This is a genomic window from Bacteroides sp. FSHCM14E1, assembly GCF_019633785.1.
In the GTDB taxonomy this organism is placed as follows: domain Bacteria; phylum Bacteroidota; class Bacteroidia; order Bacteroidales; family Bacteroidaceae; genus Bacteroides; species Bacteroides hominis.
Window position 1 is genome coordinate 94,462 of sequence record NZ_JADKYL010000009.1, and the last position, 17,563, is coordinate 112,024.

General features: G+C 40.8%; 13 protein-coding genes and 1 pseudogene. 5 read left to right on the forward strand and 9 right to left on the reverse strand.

The genetic code is table 11. From position 1 onward, the window contains the following. Positions 1 to 7 precede the first annotated feature (7 nt). Genes ISX59_RS14455 through ISX59_RS14465 form a run of 3 tightly spaced genes read right to left on the reverse strand, consistent with a single transcriptional unit; the run spans position 8 to position 4,360 of the window. The gene (locus tag ISX59_RS14455; protein WP_032539772.1) at positions 8 to 2,167 is read right to left on the reverse strand and encodes an FISUMP domain-containing protein; all 2,160 of its coding nucleotides are present in this window, start codon (positions 2,165 to 2,167) and stop codon (positions 8 to 10) included. A 5-nt stretch (positions 2,168 to 2,172) separates the two neighbouring features. Beyond that, on the reverse strand, positions 2,173 to 3,480 hold the full coding sequence (locus ISX59_RS14460; RefSeq protein ID WP_220576006.1) for an OmpA family protein: 1,308 nt from the start codon (positions 3,478 to 3,480) through the stop codon (positions 2,173 to 2,175). Between the two features lie 31 nt (positions 3,481 to 3,511). Next, complete coding sequence (locus ISX59_RS14465; RefSeq protein ID WP_032531981.1) at positions 3,512 to 4,360, reverse strand: AraC family transcriptional regulator; 849 nt, start codon at positions 4,358 to 4,360, stop codon at positions 3,512 to 3,514. 328 nt (positions 4,361 to 4,688) lie between these two features. On the opposite strand from ISX59_RS14465, the gene ISX59_RS14470 reads away from it, so the two are divergent. Continuing rightward, on the forward strand, positions 4,689 to 5,279 hold the full coding sequence (locus ISX59_RS14470; RefSeq protein WP_032539742.1) for a peptidylprolyl isomerase: 591 nt from the start codon (positions 4,689 to 4,691) through the stop codon (positions 5,277 to 5,279). Between the two features lie 93 nt (positions 5,280 to 5,372). Here ISX59_RS14470 and ISX59_RS14475 read toward each other — a convergent pair whose 3' ends face one another. Both ISX59_RS14475 and ISX59_RS14480 read right to left on the reverse strand, forming a co-directional pair. Then, entirely contained in the window at positions 5,373 to 5,891 is a 519-nt protein-coding gene (locus ISX59_RS14475) for a hypothetical protein (RefSeq protein WP_005781307.1), read from the reverse strand. A gap of 108 nt (positions 5,892 to 5,999) precedes the next feature. Continuing rightward, complete coding sequence (locus ISX59_RS14480; RefSeq protein WP_005808324.1) at positions 6,000 to 7,286, reverse strand: serine dehydratase subunit alpha family protein; 1,287 nt, start codon at positions 7,284 to 7,286, stop codon at positions 6,000 to 6,002. A 175-nt stretch (positions 7,287 to 7,461) separates the two neighbouring features. On the opposite strand from ISX59_RS14480, the gene ISX59_RS14485 reads away from it, so the two are divergent. The 4 genes and pseudogenes from ISX59_RS14485 (at position 7,462) to ISX59_RS14500 (ending at position 12,562) form a co-directional block, all read left to right on the forward strand. Beyond that, the gene (locus ISX59_RS14485) at positions 7,462 to 8,589 is read left to right on the forward strand and encodes a glycoside hydrolase family 43 protein (RefSeq protein WP_220576007.1); all 1,128 of its coding nucleotides are present in this window, start codon (positions 7,462 to 7,464) and stop codon (positions 8,587 to 8,589) included. Between the two features lie 149 nt (positions 8,590 to 8,738). Continuing rightward, positions 8,739 to 9,833 (forward strand): PCMD domain-containing protein, encoded by a 1,095-nt coding sequence (locus ISX59_RS14490; protein ID WP_005808332.1) that lies wholly within the window; start codon positions 8,739 to 8,741, stop codon positions 9,831 to 9,833. A gap of 10 nt (positions 9,834 to 9,843) precedes the next feature. Continuing rightward, a complete protein-coding gene (locus ISX59_RS14495; protein ID WP_005781314.1) occupies positions 9,844 to 10,626 on the forward strand; it encodes a porin family protein in 783 nt (260 codons plus the stop codon). A 258-nt stretch (positions 10,627 to 10,884) separates the two neighbouring features. Further along, positions 10,885 to 12,562: pseudogene (locus ISX59_RS14500) on the forward strand (IS1182 family transposase). Between the two features lie 79 nt (positions 12,563 to 12,641). Here ISX59_RS14500 and ISX59_RS14505 read toward each other — a convergent pair. From ISX59_RS14505 to ISX59_RS14520, 4 genes are all read right to left on the reverse strand, one after another. Beyond that, entirely contained in the window at positions 12,642 to 13,040 is a 399-nt protein-coding gene (locus ISX59_RS14505) for a hypothetical protein (RefSeq protein WP_005808340.1), read from the reverse strand. Between the two features lie 26 nt (positions 13,041 to 13,066). Then, a complete protein-coding gene (locus tag ISX59_RS14510; protein ID WP_032531983.1) occupies positions 13,067 to 14,632 on the reverse strand; it encodes a DUF4925 domain-containing protein in 1,566 nt (521 codons plus the stop codon). Positions 14,633 to 15,026: 394 nt separating this feature from the next. Next, positions 15,027 to 16,574 carry an arylsulfatase gene (locus ISX59_RS14515; protein ID WP_255580219.1) on the reverse strand — a complete coding sequence of 516 codons (1,548 nt, stop codon included), beginning with the start codon at positions 16,572 to 16,574 and terminating at the stop codon, positions 15,027 to 15,029. Between the two features lie 27 nt (positions 16,575 to 16,601). After that, on the reverse strand, positions 16,602 to 17,543 hold the full coding sequence (locus ISX59_RS14520; protein ID WP_005781322.1) for an endonuclease/exonuclease/phosphatase family protein: 942 nt from the start codon (positions 17,541 to 17,543) through the stop codon (positions 16,602 to 16,604). Between the last annotated feature and the right edge of the window lie 20 nt (positions 17,544 to 17,563).

A 17,563-nucleotide genomic window follows, 5' to 3' on the forward strand; every position in this document is an offset into this window, starting at 1 on the left:
TTAAAGATTAGTCTTCTCTCAAAATCCGTACGCTATACCCCACCGAATTGTTATCTCCACTATTAAACCCAAGCTCGGAAGAAGTTGCAGATAACCTGAATACAGCACCGACACTCTCCAGGCTGGCGCTACTCCACCAAATACCGGCTTGCTGAAGATCGTTAAACGAAAGACCGTCAGCAGCCCTATATCCCCCTCCGAAACCGCCAAAACCAGTGAGATCAGTTCCGCCGGCAACATTCCAATGTTCTGTCCCGGCTTCCTTCAATAACGTACCGGCATTGGTGCCCAGAAAAGCCCTCAATATAGATACGATATCAGATTCCGTAGGAAGTTTCCATCCGTCGGGTACTACTTTCTTTGCTGCCACCCAATTGTACAAAACGCCATAAGATATTTTATTGGCAAAAGCTCCCGTAGCGGAGGCATCCTGATAATCATACACGGCACAAGCACCTGAACCTGTATCTTCAAATCCACTTTCTTTCCAAGCATGCCCCGATAAGTTAGTTTCGACAGGACTTCCATCAGGATAACTAAGCGTCCGTAAATTTTCCATGGTCCAATACTGTTTACCTATTTTCACGATGCGATAGGTGTTACCATCCACATCAGTCAGTTTTTCCGCTTGCAGGCCATCTCCGAAATCCGGTTCCCGTCCTTTCAACGAACTGTCGGTATAGAATTCCGCCCCGTCTTCAGTATAGATATACATGACTGCCGGCCGGTCGGCAGCAGGAGCATGATAGCCCGTACCGTCGTGCTGCACCGTGCCTCCTGTATTCGTGATAAGCCCCGCCCCATAAATTCCTCCTGTCAGATAAGGATAGACAATCGTTGCAGACTGCTTTAACTCCCGCTGATATTCCCGGCAAAGCTCTCCCACCTTTTTACCCCAAAGACGGATGTTGTAGACATAAGAGCCTTTGAAATCCGGAAGCATTATCCTATAAAGCATACTCACGGCGAAAGAGCTCCGTGCTGCTTCTTCTGTGGTATTCGTACTCCTCAGTACTACATCTCCGGATAATGCTACGCCCGCTGCTCCTGCCAAAGGAGCTTCAAGGGCCAGTGTACCTGCATCAAAATCAACCGTTGCCTTCCATCCCTCCGGAACATCTACCGATAGCCGTTCCTTAGAGATACCCTTACAACTGAAAGCAATCACCCGGGACTCGCCACGACTGAAGAAGAGCAGTTTGCGTCCCTCCGGCACCTCAATAGAAGGTTTTCCCACCGGTATTTTAAATTGGGTTGCTCCCCCACTTAAAGTAAACTCTATATAATCCGGATCATTATATTCCACCTTCTCAAACACAGACACGGCATCTTTTGCGTTGGCAATTATTTTCTTTCCACCCGCCTCAATCCATGTTTCAGGATCGGAGGACCCTATCTTCTGTGTCCAGTAATAATTATCGTCACCGCCATCAGCCACCGTCCACTGTTTCACTCCTAACTGAGGAGTCCGTCCATCATGGACCGCAGAGACTGCCTTTATCCGGTTTCCGTCATTGTCCGCCAGATAATATGGTTCACCGGAACCGACTTTTACAGTCCAGTAATATTCCGAGTCAGTGGGGTCCTGCATAATGCCGACCACCGGATTCTGTCCGGGATCACCTTGTTCTCCTTTGCTTCCGTCCGTACCATTAGCTCCATCTTTACCGTCTGTTCCATCCACGCCATCCTTGCCATCGGAGCCATTCGTTCCATCCACACCATCTTTACCATCGGTGCCGTTCTCTCCATCTTTACCATCCGTACCATCGGCACCGTCTACGCCATCTTTGCCGTCCGCACCATCTACACCATCCTTGCCGTCCGTACCGTCAATACCGTCTTTGCCGGCATCTCCATCGGGACCCGTATTTCCCTTCTTTCCGTTACGAATAGTGATCGGGGCACTTCTGGAAAAGGAGATGGTATATCCCGTACCATCCGCCAACTCCTCAATGTGAGTGATGTTGTCTCCTATCTTGTCAATATTGACAATCACCTGAAGATTATAAATATCTTCATTCAATTTTCTGCATAACTCTGTCAGCTCCTGCAGTTCTTTCTTCTGATCGCCTTGTCTGTCAAGTAAATCGTTGAAATCGGATTCCTTACAGCCATGCAGCAACGGAATCAATAACAACAACAGATATATTCTCTTTCTAATCATAGTTTTCATTTTTGAATTTCAACAATAACTCGCCTGGCAAGTACACTGTAGCTGTTAGGATCGGAAGTAAGCGTATCTATACACTCTCCTTTCACGTTGATACGTTTGCTGTCAATTCCCTTCTTTTCAAGGTAAGCTGCCAACACCTCCGCACGCTGTAAAGAGATTTTTTGATTAATATCCGGATTACCCGTATGATCGGCATAACCCAAAAGAATGACTTTCAGATCAGGATACTTTTTTAGGGTTTCCACAATGCGGGATAATTCATTTTTGTATAAAGCTACATTCAGATAAGCCGATCCCCTCTTAAAGTAGACAGGAGGCAACTCATTGAATCCCAGCACCGGATTGGATTCCACTCTCTCTTTCGCATCCGTTTGCGCTTGCTGCAACTGCATATTTAAGGAAGCTATTTCCTGTTTCATCCGGTTCTTCTCTATCGAATCCTCCCTACAGCAAACAGGTGTGGGTAAGTTCACCGCGCGCTCCTCTATATATCTTACCGCAATATCTGTCACATGCTTTGAGGCATAAAGGGCATTATCTTGTTTCTTCTTACCCACTTTCCATATCAAGGAAAGCCCGGCACTCGTCATAAAATGGTCTTTTGACTTGATAAGGGTCGACACACCATCCATCTTATTATTATTGACCCATATAATTCCCGTACGCAACTGTACGTCAAAAGCGCGTGAAATCTTGTAACGCAAAGAGAGATCTCCCCCTACTCCAAAGTTCCAGTCATCAGTCTTTTTGCCTGACAACGGGCTCTTATCCGCCTTATTTACTAACTCCGTAGAGAAACGTTGTGCATAAACAGCAGGACTCAGCAATACCGTCCAACGCCGGTTGCCCCGGTTGGGTCCAAAGAAGTTATTTACATTCAGATTCATCTGTAAGCCAAGATTGGTGAAGTGTACTTTCGAAAACACATCCTTATACTTCCAGGTAGTAAAGTCCTGCTTGGTATAATAAGTCATTCCGTCAGCACTCAGGAGGTAATCGGACGCATAAGATTTTGCGCCCATTCTGGTATATCCGGTCCGTGCGGATGCCTCTATACCTATCCACGAATTGATCTGATAGCCTGCAAATCCCCCAAACTGAGACCCGACATAAGTTTTATCTGCCGAAAATGAAGTAAAATCACCGAATAAAAAGGGAGTAGCATACTCTGCCCCGAAGTACCAATGGGAATACGATTTGAGAGGTTCATCGGCCCCAACCGATGTTTTTGTCTGGGCAAAGCCGTTACAAAACAGCAGAGACAAGAAAAGGAAAAGAATGACTCTTTTACATTCTGTTTCCATACAACAACGAATTTTTAACATAAGCTCCAATTTAAGAATTATTGTTTGTTTTCAGTTTCTTGCGAAGTTCGCAAGGTGTAAGTCCATATTGTGACCTACAAAATTTATTAAAGTGTGAAGGAGACGAAAACCCAAAGTCATCGATAATCTGGCTAAACTCATCACCATATACGGTAATGCGATAAATAATTCGTTGTGATTTCCGATTGAGGAGCCAACGATAAACCGATACTCCGAATTGCTCTTTAAATTTAACCCGGAAATTGGTGACCCCGTATCCTAACAGACTGGCCAACTCGCCTACATTTTTTGCACTGAGATAGTTTTCCAGTATCTGTTCTTTGAATTTGGATGACTGTTCCGTCAAAGAGCTGAATAAAATTGCAAGTTCCTGCTCATTATAAACAGAATTCAGAATATAAAACAGTTCCTGCCGTTTCGTTATATACAAGGAGACATCATCTAATTTCATCTCCAGATACAGCACCAGAAGCTGTAGAAAAGAGTTCAATGGCTCCGCGAATCTGAGTCCTGTACCTTTCAGAGCAGACTTGTCCTGAAAGGAAGCATAAGGCCTAAATGTCAGCAAATCATGTACAATTAAATCGCCGAATGCAAACAGAATGACTTGTGTATCTGAAAGCATCTCACAAACATGATCATTTTCTTTATCCCAAAAGAAGATATGCCGCTCGTCAATAATAGCTAATTCTTTCTCACCAGAAAAAACTTTCATAGTGCCACTCATGATAAAAATTAAAACATTGCTATCCATTTTCGGCAAATGGCTTCCTTGCACAATGGTTAAAAATCTAAATCCTGTTTGAAAGACCTGATTTTGCAGTAAATCAGAAGATAAATTGTCCAGTAAGGTTTTCATAGGTTTATGTATGTTGTAAAAAAAACAAAAGACACACTAACATCTTATTAATAAATAATACAAAGAAAACCCTTTGACAACTCAATCCGTTTATACATTTTATTTATTTTGTTATATATAATAACGAAATAAAATACTTTTTTTCATTTAAGTAAAATTGAGACATGGCATTCCTTATTTTCATAAAATCACCGCCTATCAGCCAACAGGTATTAATTTCTACTACGAAAGAATAAACTCCATACCAGTCCACAAATCTCTGATGATTAATTCGTATCTTTGTCCCCACGGAAAATCCGAATTTTATTAATAACATTATAAAGAACAGATGGAAACAGCAGAAAACAAGTACATCACTGTAGCTTACAAACTGTATACAACAGAAGATGGCAAAAAAGATTTAGTAGAAGAAGCAACAGCCGAACATCCCTTTCAGTTCATTTCCGGTTTGGGTACTACGCTTGAAGCTTTTGAATCACAGATAGCAAACCTCAATAAAGGAGATAAGTTTGAATTTACCATTCCTTTTGCCGAAGCTTACGGTGAATATGATGAAGAACATGTGATTGATCTTCCGAAAAACATCTTTGAGATTGACGGAAAATTCGATAACGAACATATCTATCCGGGAAATATCATCCCTCTGATGAATTCAGAAGGCCAGCGCCTGAACGGTAGCGTAGTTGAGGTAAAAGCCGACACTGTGGTAATGGATATGAACCATCCGTTGGCAGGTGAAGATTTGACTTTCGCGGGTGAAGTTGTTGAAAGCCGTCCGGCTACAAACGAAGAAATCCAGGAAATGGTTAAAATGATGACCGGTGAAGGTGGTTGCAGCTGCGGAAGTTGTGGTGACGGTTGCGGTGACGACTGCGGAGATAGCTGTGGAGACAGCTGCGGTTGCGGGCATTGCCATTAATTGAGCGATTATCTATAAAATAAAAAACGGTGAACATACTGCACATGCATGGTATGTTCACCGTTTTATTATATCAAAATGTGTATAGCACACCTATTTCACGATCTCTATCAAAAAAGAGTCCTCACTGTATTCCTTACCATTCAAATAAAGTTTCTTATGTATCGTAGGATCCTGTTTCTTCCAGGTGATGTATAAGTCAAATTTCACCACGTCTTTTGTCCCGTCTCCCCAATGGATCGTAAAAGTCTCTCCCTTATATTGATGTTCCGGAGAAAACTCACCAAAAGAAAGAACACGCTTTTTCTCTTTACCCAGTAGCTCTTTTCTTAATCCTAAAGAGCGGGGCATATTAAACCGCGTATCCACAGAGTTTTCCAGCGGAAAGGTCTTACCTTCGTATTCCACCGTAATTTCATTAGCCAATAAATTTGATGAAACCTGCGGGTCCAACAGGTTAGCCCCGGCAGCATCCTTCACCGAAAAATAAATATTATAGTTTATGAAATCCCAGATATAATCCCCCGGGCCGTCCTCTTTCTCTTCTTCTCCATAACAACCGGTTGCCAGAAGCGGAAGCAATAGAAGCAACCATACAAAGTAATTTTTCATATATTCAGCATTAATAGTTCGTCATTCCGTCAAAGTTCTTTATATCAAGAAAATGAAAGAATTAGCCTTTTACTGCTTATCTTCTGGTTTTTAACACATTGTTTAACATTAGCACCCTTTATGGGTCATAATATCAAGCACCACCTTATCTGTTTCATTCATCCCCTGAGATCCAATCCGCGTCAAATTGCGGATACTTTGATCAACATCTTCATCAATAATTCCTTCTACCGAAGTTACGCAGCGATTCTCCATAGCCATTACAGCGGACAACACAGCTGTTGACACTCCTGTCGTCACCTTCAAGGCACAGCTCGGTTTCGCACCGTCACATATCATTCCGGTCAGGTTGGCTATCATGTTTTGAACAGCAAAAGCCACTTGCTCATAACTGCCTCCCATCAACCAGGTGATTCCACAACTGGAACCGGTAGCAGCTACCACACAACCGCAAAGTGCAGAAAGACGTCCCAGACTTTGCTTAATATAAATCACAGTCAAATGACTCATCATCAAAGCACGGATCAGTTCCTCTTCCGGTTTTCCGTTTTCTTCGGCATAAACCACTACAGGCAATGTAGCAGAAATACCTTGATTACCACTACCCGAGTTACTCATAACAGGAATCATCGCTCCTGCCATGCGTGCATCACAAGCAGCCGATGTATACGAAAGAATATGTGAAAACACACTGTCGCCCATAATCTTATGTTCATAGGTTCCGCGAAGCATCTTGCCCAATGCGTGACCATAATCTCCCTGAAAAGACTGTTCGGCAGCTTTCTTGTTAAGCCTTGCCGTTTCAAGAATAAAACGGATTTCATCCAGCGGAGCAGTCAGTGCAAAGTCATACACTTTCCGCAGAGTGAGTTCCAGTTCCTCTTCTTCCTCTTCTTCACCGGAAACCTGCTGTTTATTTAATAGTATTTCATCTCCTTTGGCTACATAAACAAATGTAGTATGTCCCCCGGAAATAATAGCTGTTGCCTGCTCTCCACCGGCTTCACACATCACCTCTATGTAAAGTTTCTCCGTAATGTTTTCCTTCAGCGAAATACAGATACGCTTTTCATCAATCAACTTCTTCCCTTCTTCCACAGCTTCCGGAGAGCTGTCTTTCAACACTTCAAGTTGATAATCCGACTTTCCGATCAACGCTCCCAGAGCCACTGCAATAGGCAACCCAATCATCCCCGTACCGGGAATTCCCACTCCCATCGCATTCTTCAGGATGTTAGCACTCAATAATACTTTTATTTTTTCCGGTTTAGCTCCTAAGGTTTCTGTAGCCTTTGCTACACACAGCGCAACTGCAATCGGCTCTGTACATCCGATAGCCGGAATCACTTCCCGCTGCACTAAAGCAATTATCTGTTTTCTTTCTGACTCAGTCATCTATTCAAGGTTTATATTTTGCACAAAAGTAGGAAATATCCTCTTATAAACCATTCATTTAACTAAAGAATATCCCACCCGGACAAGTTAAGAGTTTTACAATCGGTTTACTGGTTATTTAAGAATTATCATGTATCTTTGTCTCTCAATTACAAATACTTAATAAAAAAGAGCAATGAATAAAGGATTTACACTAAAAGCCCTCTTTCTGTTATGTTTTCTTTTCTCGCAAACAGCCAAAGGGCAATCCTTCACTCCCGGAAAAATATGGCCGGACAATCATCAGGTCCATATCAACGCACATGGTGGAGGTATTTTGTACGACAACGGAACCTACTATTGGTTTGGCGAACACAAAACAGAAGGTGACACCGGCAACGTTGCCAATGTAGGAGTGCATTGCTACTCTTCCGATAACCTATATCATTGGAATGATTGTGGAATAGCACTGTCAGTGATCGAAAATAACCCCGAACATATCATTTCTAAAGGATGTATCCTTGAGCGTCCCAAAGTCATATACAACCCTCACACTAAAAAATATGTCATGTGGTTCCATCTCGAGCCCAAAGGAGCCGGATATTCGGGAGCTTTAAGCGGAATCGCCGTAAGTGACCGGGTGACAGGTCCTTACACCTTCTTAAAAGCCGTCCGCCCCAATGCAGGTTCATGGCCTGTCAACGTACTGCCGGTCCATAAAACCGCCCGCAGACCTTCTATCGAAGAAGAACGTCAATGCACAGGTGGTAGTCTTCCTGCACATCCCGACAGCCTCAATATATTGGGACGCGATATGGAACGGGAACAGATGGCACGTGATATGAATCTGTTTGTCGATGATGACGGCAAAGCCTATCACATCTATTCTTCCGAAGAAAACAGCACCTTACATATTGCCGAACTTGATTCATCTTATACCGGCTATACAGGAAAGTACACCCGAATTTTTATCAACCGATTTATGGAGGCTCCCGCCATGTTTAAGAAGGATGGTAACTATTACCTTATCATGTCCGGATGCACCGGGTGGAGTCCTAATGCAGCACGGTCTGCAATAGCTTCCTCCATTTGGGGAGAATGGAAAGAATTAGGGAATCCCTGCGTAGGTCAGGATGCGGACCTGACTTTCCATTCGCAAAGTACTTATATTCTTCCGGTGCGGGGTAAGAAAGACCAATTTATATACATGGGCGACCGTTGGACACCCCAAAATGCAATAGACGGACGTTATATTTGGCTTCCAATTTATTTTGAAGGCGAAAAACCTGTTATCAAATGGAAAGATTCATGGACTTTAGACTAAAAACGCACCATTCTGAACATTATGACCGTTATAAAATGTTGTATTGTAGGGGTTCAAATGTATCTTTTCAAAAAAGAAACTTAACTTTGCAGCCAAGTTTACAAAAAATCAACTAAACTAAAAGGATTATTAATCAAAAACAGAATCGAATGAAATTAAAGAATCTGATAGCCTGTTTCTTTCTGGGCTTTATAATGGTTTCTTGCATACAAGACGAAGCACCTAATGCAGAAGCAGACATCATTGCATGCACTGTACCGGGTGATGTTCTCAATCGTGATCCCATCATCGAAAACAAGAAAGTTACATTAATTGTAAAAACAGGAACAGATATAACCGCATTAGCACCTAAGTTTACTTTGACTCCGGGAGCTTCTATTGTCCCTAATAGTGGAACTATACTTGATTTTACCACACCTCAATATTATGAAGTAACTTCTGAAGATGGAAAATGGAAGAAAAAATATGAAGTAGGAGTAACTTTCTCAGGTATTACTAACACAATGTATCACTTTGAGAATATTAAGTTCGACTCAGAGGGAAAATACCATATTTTCTACGAAACAGATGCACAAGGGAAAGAAACCATGACTTGGGCAAGTGGCAATGCCGGCTTTGCTTTTACCGGTGTAAAAGCAAAAGCAGAAGAATATCCAACAAGTCAAGCAAACAATGGCGTCGAAGGGAAATGCTTAAAACTAACAACTTGCGAAACAGGTTATTGGGGCTCGTTGCTTGGAATGCCAATTGCAGCGGGTAATCTATTCTTAGGTAGTTTTGAAGTAAAGCCTACCGATATTCTCCGTTCAACCAAATTCGGAACTCCTTTTTCAAATATTCCAACTTCAATTACCGGATATTATAAATATAAGGCAGGAAAGTCATTCCAAATAGATGGTAAACCTGTAGATAACAAAAAAGATATCTGTGATATTTATGCCGTATTTTATGAAACAGATGAAAAATTGTCTACACTTGACGGAACTAACGTATTGGCAGAAGATAATACTTATATCGTATCAGTAGCTCGGATTAAAGATGCAAAAGAAACTGATGAATGGATTAAGTTTGACTTACCATTTGAATATCGTACTGGTAAATCAGTAGATATGGAGAAACTCAAAGCTGGAAAATATAATTTAGCTATCGTATTTTCTTCAAGTATACGCGGAGATCATTTCGAAGGTGCTCCAGGAAGTACACTTTACATTGATGAGGTTCTATTAAATTTCACTAACAAGTAAAAATGAAAAAATGAAAAAGTATATACTTATAGGCCTGCTCGCTTTTATCGGCACAATCAACACTTTAAAAGCCCAAGAAGAACGGAATCATGGTATTATTTGGTCTGCACTACATGGGCTTGAATATGAAATAAAAGCAGGTTTCAACGTTGGAGGTGCTTCACCACTCCCATTACCTGCAGAAATACGTGCACTCACAGGGTATAGCCCTACTATATGCTTAGCTATAGAAGGCAATACAACCAAATGGTTTGGTAAAGACTCTAAATGGGGAATGACTTTAGGGTTACGTCTTGAAACTAAAGGTATGGAAGCCAAAGCACGTGTAAAGAATTACAGTATGGAAATTATAGGGGATGGCGGCGAACTTTTAGCAGGCTACTGGACAGGAAAAGTAAAAACTAAATATAGAGGTTCTTATTTCTCAATTCCAGTAACAGCCGCTTATAAACTTAGCCAACGTGTTAGAATTAATGCCGGTCCTTATGTTTCATTTATGACCAGTGGTGACTTCAATGGACATGTGCATGATGGATATCTACGCAAAGACACCCCCACTGGAGAAAAAGCAGAATTCGAAGGAGATAAAATAGCTCCTTATGACTTCTCTAAGGACCTAAGCAATTTTCAATGGGGATTTCAAGCTGGTGCCGAATGGAAAGCATTCAAACATCTAAATGTATATGCAGATTTAGTCTGGGGATTAAATGATATCTTTAAAAAAGACTTTAAAACAATTACATTCAATATGTATCCCATATATCTAAATGTAGGATTTGGATATGCATTTTAATTAAAAAAGACATATTTCATTTTAGTAAGCTCGTATAAATCCTAATACCTTGGACTTTATACGAGTTTTTTATACAATAATATTCTAATACACTTCTTTGAAGACAAACTAACAACATACAGATAATATCACTTTAAAAAAGAAGCATAACAATAGATTCCACTGAATTCCAACAACCCAAACAATTAACAAAAAAATCCTAAGCATTAATACTACATAATAAAAAGTTTTTGTAACTTTAGGCATAAAGTTTTCGTTATGGCAAAGTTACATTTTCGTCCTTACATTCCCAACCAAACCGTTCTTTCTCCACAAAGAATCGATCAAAACATAGCTGCGAACGCCCCGGTGCGCATTGTCAATGCTGTTGTAGATAATCTCAATCTTGATAATTTCAAGAAGCTTTATAAGGCAACCGGTCGTTGTCCTTATCATCCTAAAATGATGCTTAAAGTGATTATCTACGCCTATATGAACAATATCTATTCGTGCCGTAAAATAGAGAATCTTCTTTTGCGTGACATTCATTATATCTGGCTTTCCGGCAACGAGCATCCGGATTTTATTACCATCAACCGTTTCCGTAATCGTGTAAAAGAGGAGATAAATACCGTATTCACTCAGTTGGTTCTTGTCCTTGCCGATAAAGGTTTCATCAGTCTTGACGTGGAGTATATTGATGGCACCAAGATTGAGTCCAAAGCCAACAAATATACTTTTGTCTGGCGCAAGACTGTCAAAAGGAACCGTTCAAAGCTGATGGATAAGATTCGCATCCTTCTGGAGCAGGTGGATGAGGCCATTGCATAGGAGAACTCCGTAAAAGACACGCCCGTTCAATTCACTCCCTCCATGCTCTCAGACATAGTGGATGAACTTAAAGAAGCCCTGGAACACCACCCGATAACAAAGGATAAGGAACAAAAGAAAGCCCTGCGCGAAAAGAAGAAACAGATCAGGGAACTCGAGGGGTACCGTGATAAGCTGATAGAATACGATAATCACCTTGATACCCTCGGGGAACGTAATTCCTATTCTAAAACCGATCCTGATGCCACATTCATGCGCATGAAAGAAGACGCCATGAGGAACGGGCAGACCAAGCCCGGATATAATCTGCAAACAGGTACCCAGAACCAATTCATCATAGACTTCCGGCTGTTTCCCAACCCTACCGATACACTGACCCTCATACCTTTTTTCCACTCCTTCCGGCACCGCTATAACCGCTTACCCAGTATCGGTGTGGCAGACTCCGGTTACGGGCTCGGAAGAAAATTACTGGTTCATGCAGGAGAATGGGATAGAAGTCTTTCTCAAGTACAACTACTTTCATAAAGAACAGCGTCCCCATTATACTCCCAATCCATTCCAGGCGGAAAGTCTCCATTACAATGCGGAAGAGGATTATTACATTTGCCCTATGGGACAGCACATGAACCGTATAGGAACCAAATGTGATAAAACAGCGGGCGGATACATCACCGAAAGTGCCCGGTATAAAGCCAAAAGATGCCAAGGTTGCCCTTTGCGTGGCAGTTGTTTTAAAGCCCGGGGGAACCGTATTATAGAAGTCAACCACCGGTTAAATCAATACAAACGGCAGGCACGGGAAAGGTTGCTCTCAGAAGAAGGTATCAAGCATAGAGGCAGGAGGTGTATAGAACCGGAGGCTGTATTTGGACAAATGAAATACAACATGGCATACCGACGCTTCCGGCATGTTGGAGAAAACAAGGTTACAATGGACTTTGCTTTCTTTGCTATAGCCTTTAATATCAAAAAAATGTGTGCTAAACTGCTAAAAGCAGGGAAAGGGCTCATTACAGTTGTCAAATATATGTTTATGGGACTATTTATAACCCGGTATAATTGGAATATACAAACTTGTGGCCAAATGGATGAGAAAAAGCAGTATAGGCAAAAGAAAATATAGCAGAACTGTAAACTATAAAAAAGGTTGTGCCAACGTTTTGACACAACCTCATTTATTATAAGAGGAAAATTAGATTCTTTTATTTAGTTCCAACAAAAGTAACCTCTATCTTCTGAAATACCGCTGAAATAGACAATACAATCTTACAATCATTATTTATAAGTTTCGAACCCGAATTAAACTTACCACTAAGTGGTAATCCCGCATAAGAAATTGTATTTAAAGTTAGTTCACCTGTATTCAAGTCTTTAGATGCCGTTATATTAACATCAGCTGTCAAACCTGCATAACTAAAATTAGCAATAGTCATTTTAACAACCGTTCCATTTTCTATAACCTTCACACTTTGAGGATCTACAATTGTAGGAGTAGCTCCATCAACCGATACAGTTAATTTTCCGCTATATGTATTCGTCACACTCGCCGCAAAAACACTAATTGTACATAGCAACATTAATATTGTGAATATTCGTCTCATTTTTTTCTATTATTTATATTACCTTATTATTTAGTTTCCTGCAAATCCAGTCCCAATTCAAAGGCATCTGTTGATGCCCAATTACCACTTATAGCTCCAATTAACATAGACGCCATTCCTGCTTCCGGAGGAAGAATACCACTATTACTCAACAATTCCCATAAAATTAAAATATCAGATGTTTTCACAGGATCTCCCCAACTATCAACTTCCCCAGTTTCATGTACAGCCATTAATGGGTCAAAAGAAGCCTTATCTAAATAGATATAGCTATGCCCATTAGCTACTTTCACATTTAAAGGGAATCCATTGTTAACCCAGTCCAATAACATCGCAATTGATTCATCACTAATAGCAATAGATTCAACTTTTAAAAGTTTTGCTAACAATGTTTTAATTGTAGCGGGGTCACCTTTCAATATTTGATCAATAATTCCATCAAGTCCAGCAGCTCCACTTCCCATAGCCTGAGCCACAATTACAGGAATATTAAGTTTTACATATAACTTACCATCTTTTTCAAACCAGTATGCCAAGTTTTTAGGAGATTGCAACCATCCCTCTGTTGGAATCAGTTTTTTTGCAACATCAGCAGTTGGAGGCATTAAAGCCCACATTGGCTGGAATTGAATAGCTCCCGAATTATAAGAAGCTGTTACATTTCCGTCAGCACCAAGAGTTACTGATTGTAACACCTGAGGCAATAATACACCGAAAATTCCTCTAAACATCGCACCATAAGAAGTTCCATAATCAGAACTTTCAGTTACACATACATAATTTACATAACCAGCACCTGCTATTACAGCATTCGGATTAGTATAATCATTATAAGTCAACTCTCCTGTTGTATACTCAGCTAATCCATAAGTTTTAGCCCAACCTTTTGGATCATTCATCGTAACCTTCAAAGCTAAAGTCAGCACCTTATCTTTGCGAGAGCCTGTATATTCAACTGAAGCATTACTTGTTTTAGCAGTTCCACTAAAGCCATCACCATTTACTTTCACACCAGTCAAATTAGTTTCTTCCTCTCCAGGAATTACACTCTTCAAAAGAATGGTAACATTATCACCATCAGTCGCATCAAACACAACCTCTTTACCTGTTAATAAAGTTTCTCCATAAGAAAGCACTAAAGTTTCATCCTTATATGTTCCGATATAAAGACCGGCACCTGTTGCACTAACATTCAAGGTAACCTTACCTTCAGGTGTAATTGTACCATCAACTGTAACCTTTAACAATGGAGTCGGTTTAGCCGTTTCTCTTGTTACAGGTTTAGTCATAATATCTTTCGTTCCATTGAATTTGAAAGAGCCGTCAGCTTGTTTTTCCATTGCAACATCAACAGTTACATCACTATAACCATCAATCACATTTTTAAAACCTACTGTTGCAGACTGAAGACTTGTAGCTTCAAAGTTTACAGTTCCCGTGGTACTTGCTCCATTCAACTGGAAATCTACATTTTCTGCCTTAATTTCACCTTTAGGAAGTTCTTGCCAACTGTTATCATCATCGTCACTACAAGCAGTGAACAAGCTCACTGAACAAATCAGTGCGAAGAGATACAATAAATTTTTCTTCATAAATTAATCACGTTTAGTTAGTAATTTTTAATCTTTATTCTAAAACGGAGCAAAGTAACTGCTTTATTTCCATCCAAACAAGGTCTATCTTACGTATTTTATGTTCTAAATTTAAGATTAAGTTGCTTATTGGCCGAAATCGTATCATAAAAAATTCAATCTATGATTCTAATCCATCAGATATAACATCTCTCAATCATCATCTTTAATAATATAATGGCAGAATAGTTTTCTTATGCTAATTACTTATATTACACTGGTTATAAAAAGACAGGGGTAAGAGTCCCTTTCTATCAAAAAAGATCTCTTACTCCCTTTCAGCCTTTATACATAATAATATAATCGTATATATACGTTCTAAGTTGCCACTACCGATTATCCTATTTTTTAAGAATCAATATAGCTCGTCCAATACTTTCACCCGAAATGCAGGATATACGGGAACAGTATGCTCTTTTTTCATAATCTCACCAATCTTTTTGACGATTTCAGGATGCTTAGGGGCAACATCCCTCTGTTCACAAGAATCTGTTTCCAGATCGTATAGCTCGATCTTCATATTTCCTCTTTTCAGTCCATTACGCAATCCTTTCCATTTGCCCATACGTACAGCCTGTTGTCCTTCTATGTCCATAAACTCCCAATAGAGATAAGAATGCTTCATTTGATCTCCACTCTCCATTAAAGTCGGATAAAAACTGATTCCATCGGTCTCTGTGGCCGGATTCACACCTGCCAGTTCACATATCGTTGAGTAAAAATCATAAGATGTACATGGTAATGTAGTGTGTGCTCCTGCCCGGATATGTCCTTTCCATGCTACAATCAACGGTACACGGATTCCTCCTTCACGCAAAAAGCACTTTCCCCATCCATATTCCGAACGGAAAGGACCTCCACTCCGGAACCAAGGCGAATCGACTCCACCATTAAAGGTCGGGCCATTATCACTTGAAATGATAATGACCGTATTTTCATACAATCCCTTCTTCTTTAAAAAATCTATAATCTCACCTACCTTCTCATCGATGTAAGTCACCATTGCCGCATATCCGGCATGTGGATAACGTGCCGGAAAGTAATCGGCCTGTCCTAAATAAGGGGACTCGTCACCAAATTTTCTGACATAATGATCAATCAAACGTTGAGGAGCCTGAATTGGAACATGTGGCAAAGGAGTAGCGTAGTAAAGAAAAAAGGGTTGTTTTTTGTTCTCCTCCATAAAACGCAATGCTTCTTCCTGAATTTTATCGGGCGAATAAACATGTGAGATTAACTTATCATAGCTGCTCAGGCTCAAAGGATCGGCTCCGGGGTCAAGTTTGGTATGCGGTATCACCGTATCATTTGCCAGATACTCCCTCTGTTCATTCCGATACAAATGCAATGGAAAGTAAGTGTGTGCCTGACGCTGACAATTATAACCATAGAAGAAGTCAAAACCATGATTCAAAGGCAGGCTTTCAGTACCCGGAGCACCCAATCCCCACTTTCCTACTATCCCTGTACGATATCCTCCTTCCTTCAAAATTGACACAAATGTTTTCGTACCGGATGGCAATCCGCGTTGACCTTCTAAGGTTGAATCGCGCTCAGCCGCAAGAAAATCCCATACTCTACCACGTTCCGGAGCTTCATCATTCCCCCTGATGCCACAATGACCACTGTGTTTTCCTGTCAAAAGAACACAACGGGCAGCAGCCGAAACCGGAGATCCGGTATAATAATTACTGAATACCATTCCTTCGGCAGCCAAACGGTCTATATGGGGAGTTTCGATCCGCTTCTGTCCGAAACATCCCAGATCTCCATAACCCAAATCATCCGCAAGCACAAAAATAATATTGGGACGGACAGAATCGGTAACCTTATCCCCCGCATACACCATCTGGAGTCCTGCTGTTTGTACCAACAATGCAGAACATACAAATCTAATATTCATAAAAATTCAATATATGATAATCCGGCACTACTTTTCCAACGATGACACTTTAAAAGTAGTCAATACAAAACCGTGATCGGAAGGATAAAAGAATTTTTCTCCCATAAACTCCAGAGGTTTAGTCAGCTCCTGGTTATAAGATTCAGACGTTACCGCACGAATAGTCTTACCTTGATAATAGATAAAATCAATACGGTCGGACCGGACAGGCTTATCTTCATTATCGTAGATCCAGGTAGCTCCTATATTCTTTTCGGGTTGGGGATGAATTTCACGAAAGCTATCCTTGAAACCTGCGTTTTGCATCTCTTTAGAAACAGTCCATTCCACAACGGCACCACCATGGCTATACATATCTTTCGTGGTATCTGTCCAGTCAAGATGGGAATGTACATTGAAATCTCCCCCCATAATCATGGGAATACTGTCAGTCTGACGAATCATCGGTTGCAAAACAGAAAGTATGCGGCGTATTTCATCATCTCGTGTTCCGGCATCGTCCCAAGCCAAAATATCGGCTTCTGATTGCTCTGTAGGCACTAATCGCATATCGGGTAAATAATGCAGCCAGGTATCGAATAAACGGACCGGCGTACCATCCATATCTATTTCGACTCCTCCGAAATTGAATGTAGAAATGGAATCAGGAAAAAGATACGTTTTCTTTATCGGATAGCGACTATAAATACACAGATTGTCTGATAACAATACGTAATCATATCCCAAAGAGTCTGCCACCATTGGAGCCGCACCATAAGTCTCAATCATCAAAATAACATCCGCCTGACTTTTTTTCAGAATCCCTATAGTTCCTTCACAGCCCTTTTCGGGATAGTTTTTAGCATGCCCTGCATGCCATACATTCCATGACAAAACTTTTAATTCCTTCTCCTTAGCACGTTCCACAGGTGTGCAAGAGACAAAGCTAATTGCCAAAGACGCAATTAGCATATATATAAATCTTTTCATATCAATCTTTTATACAGGTA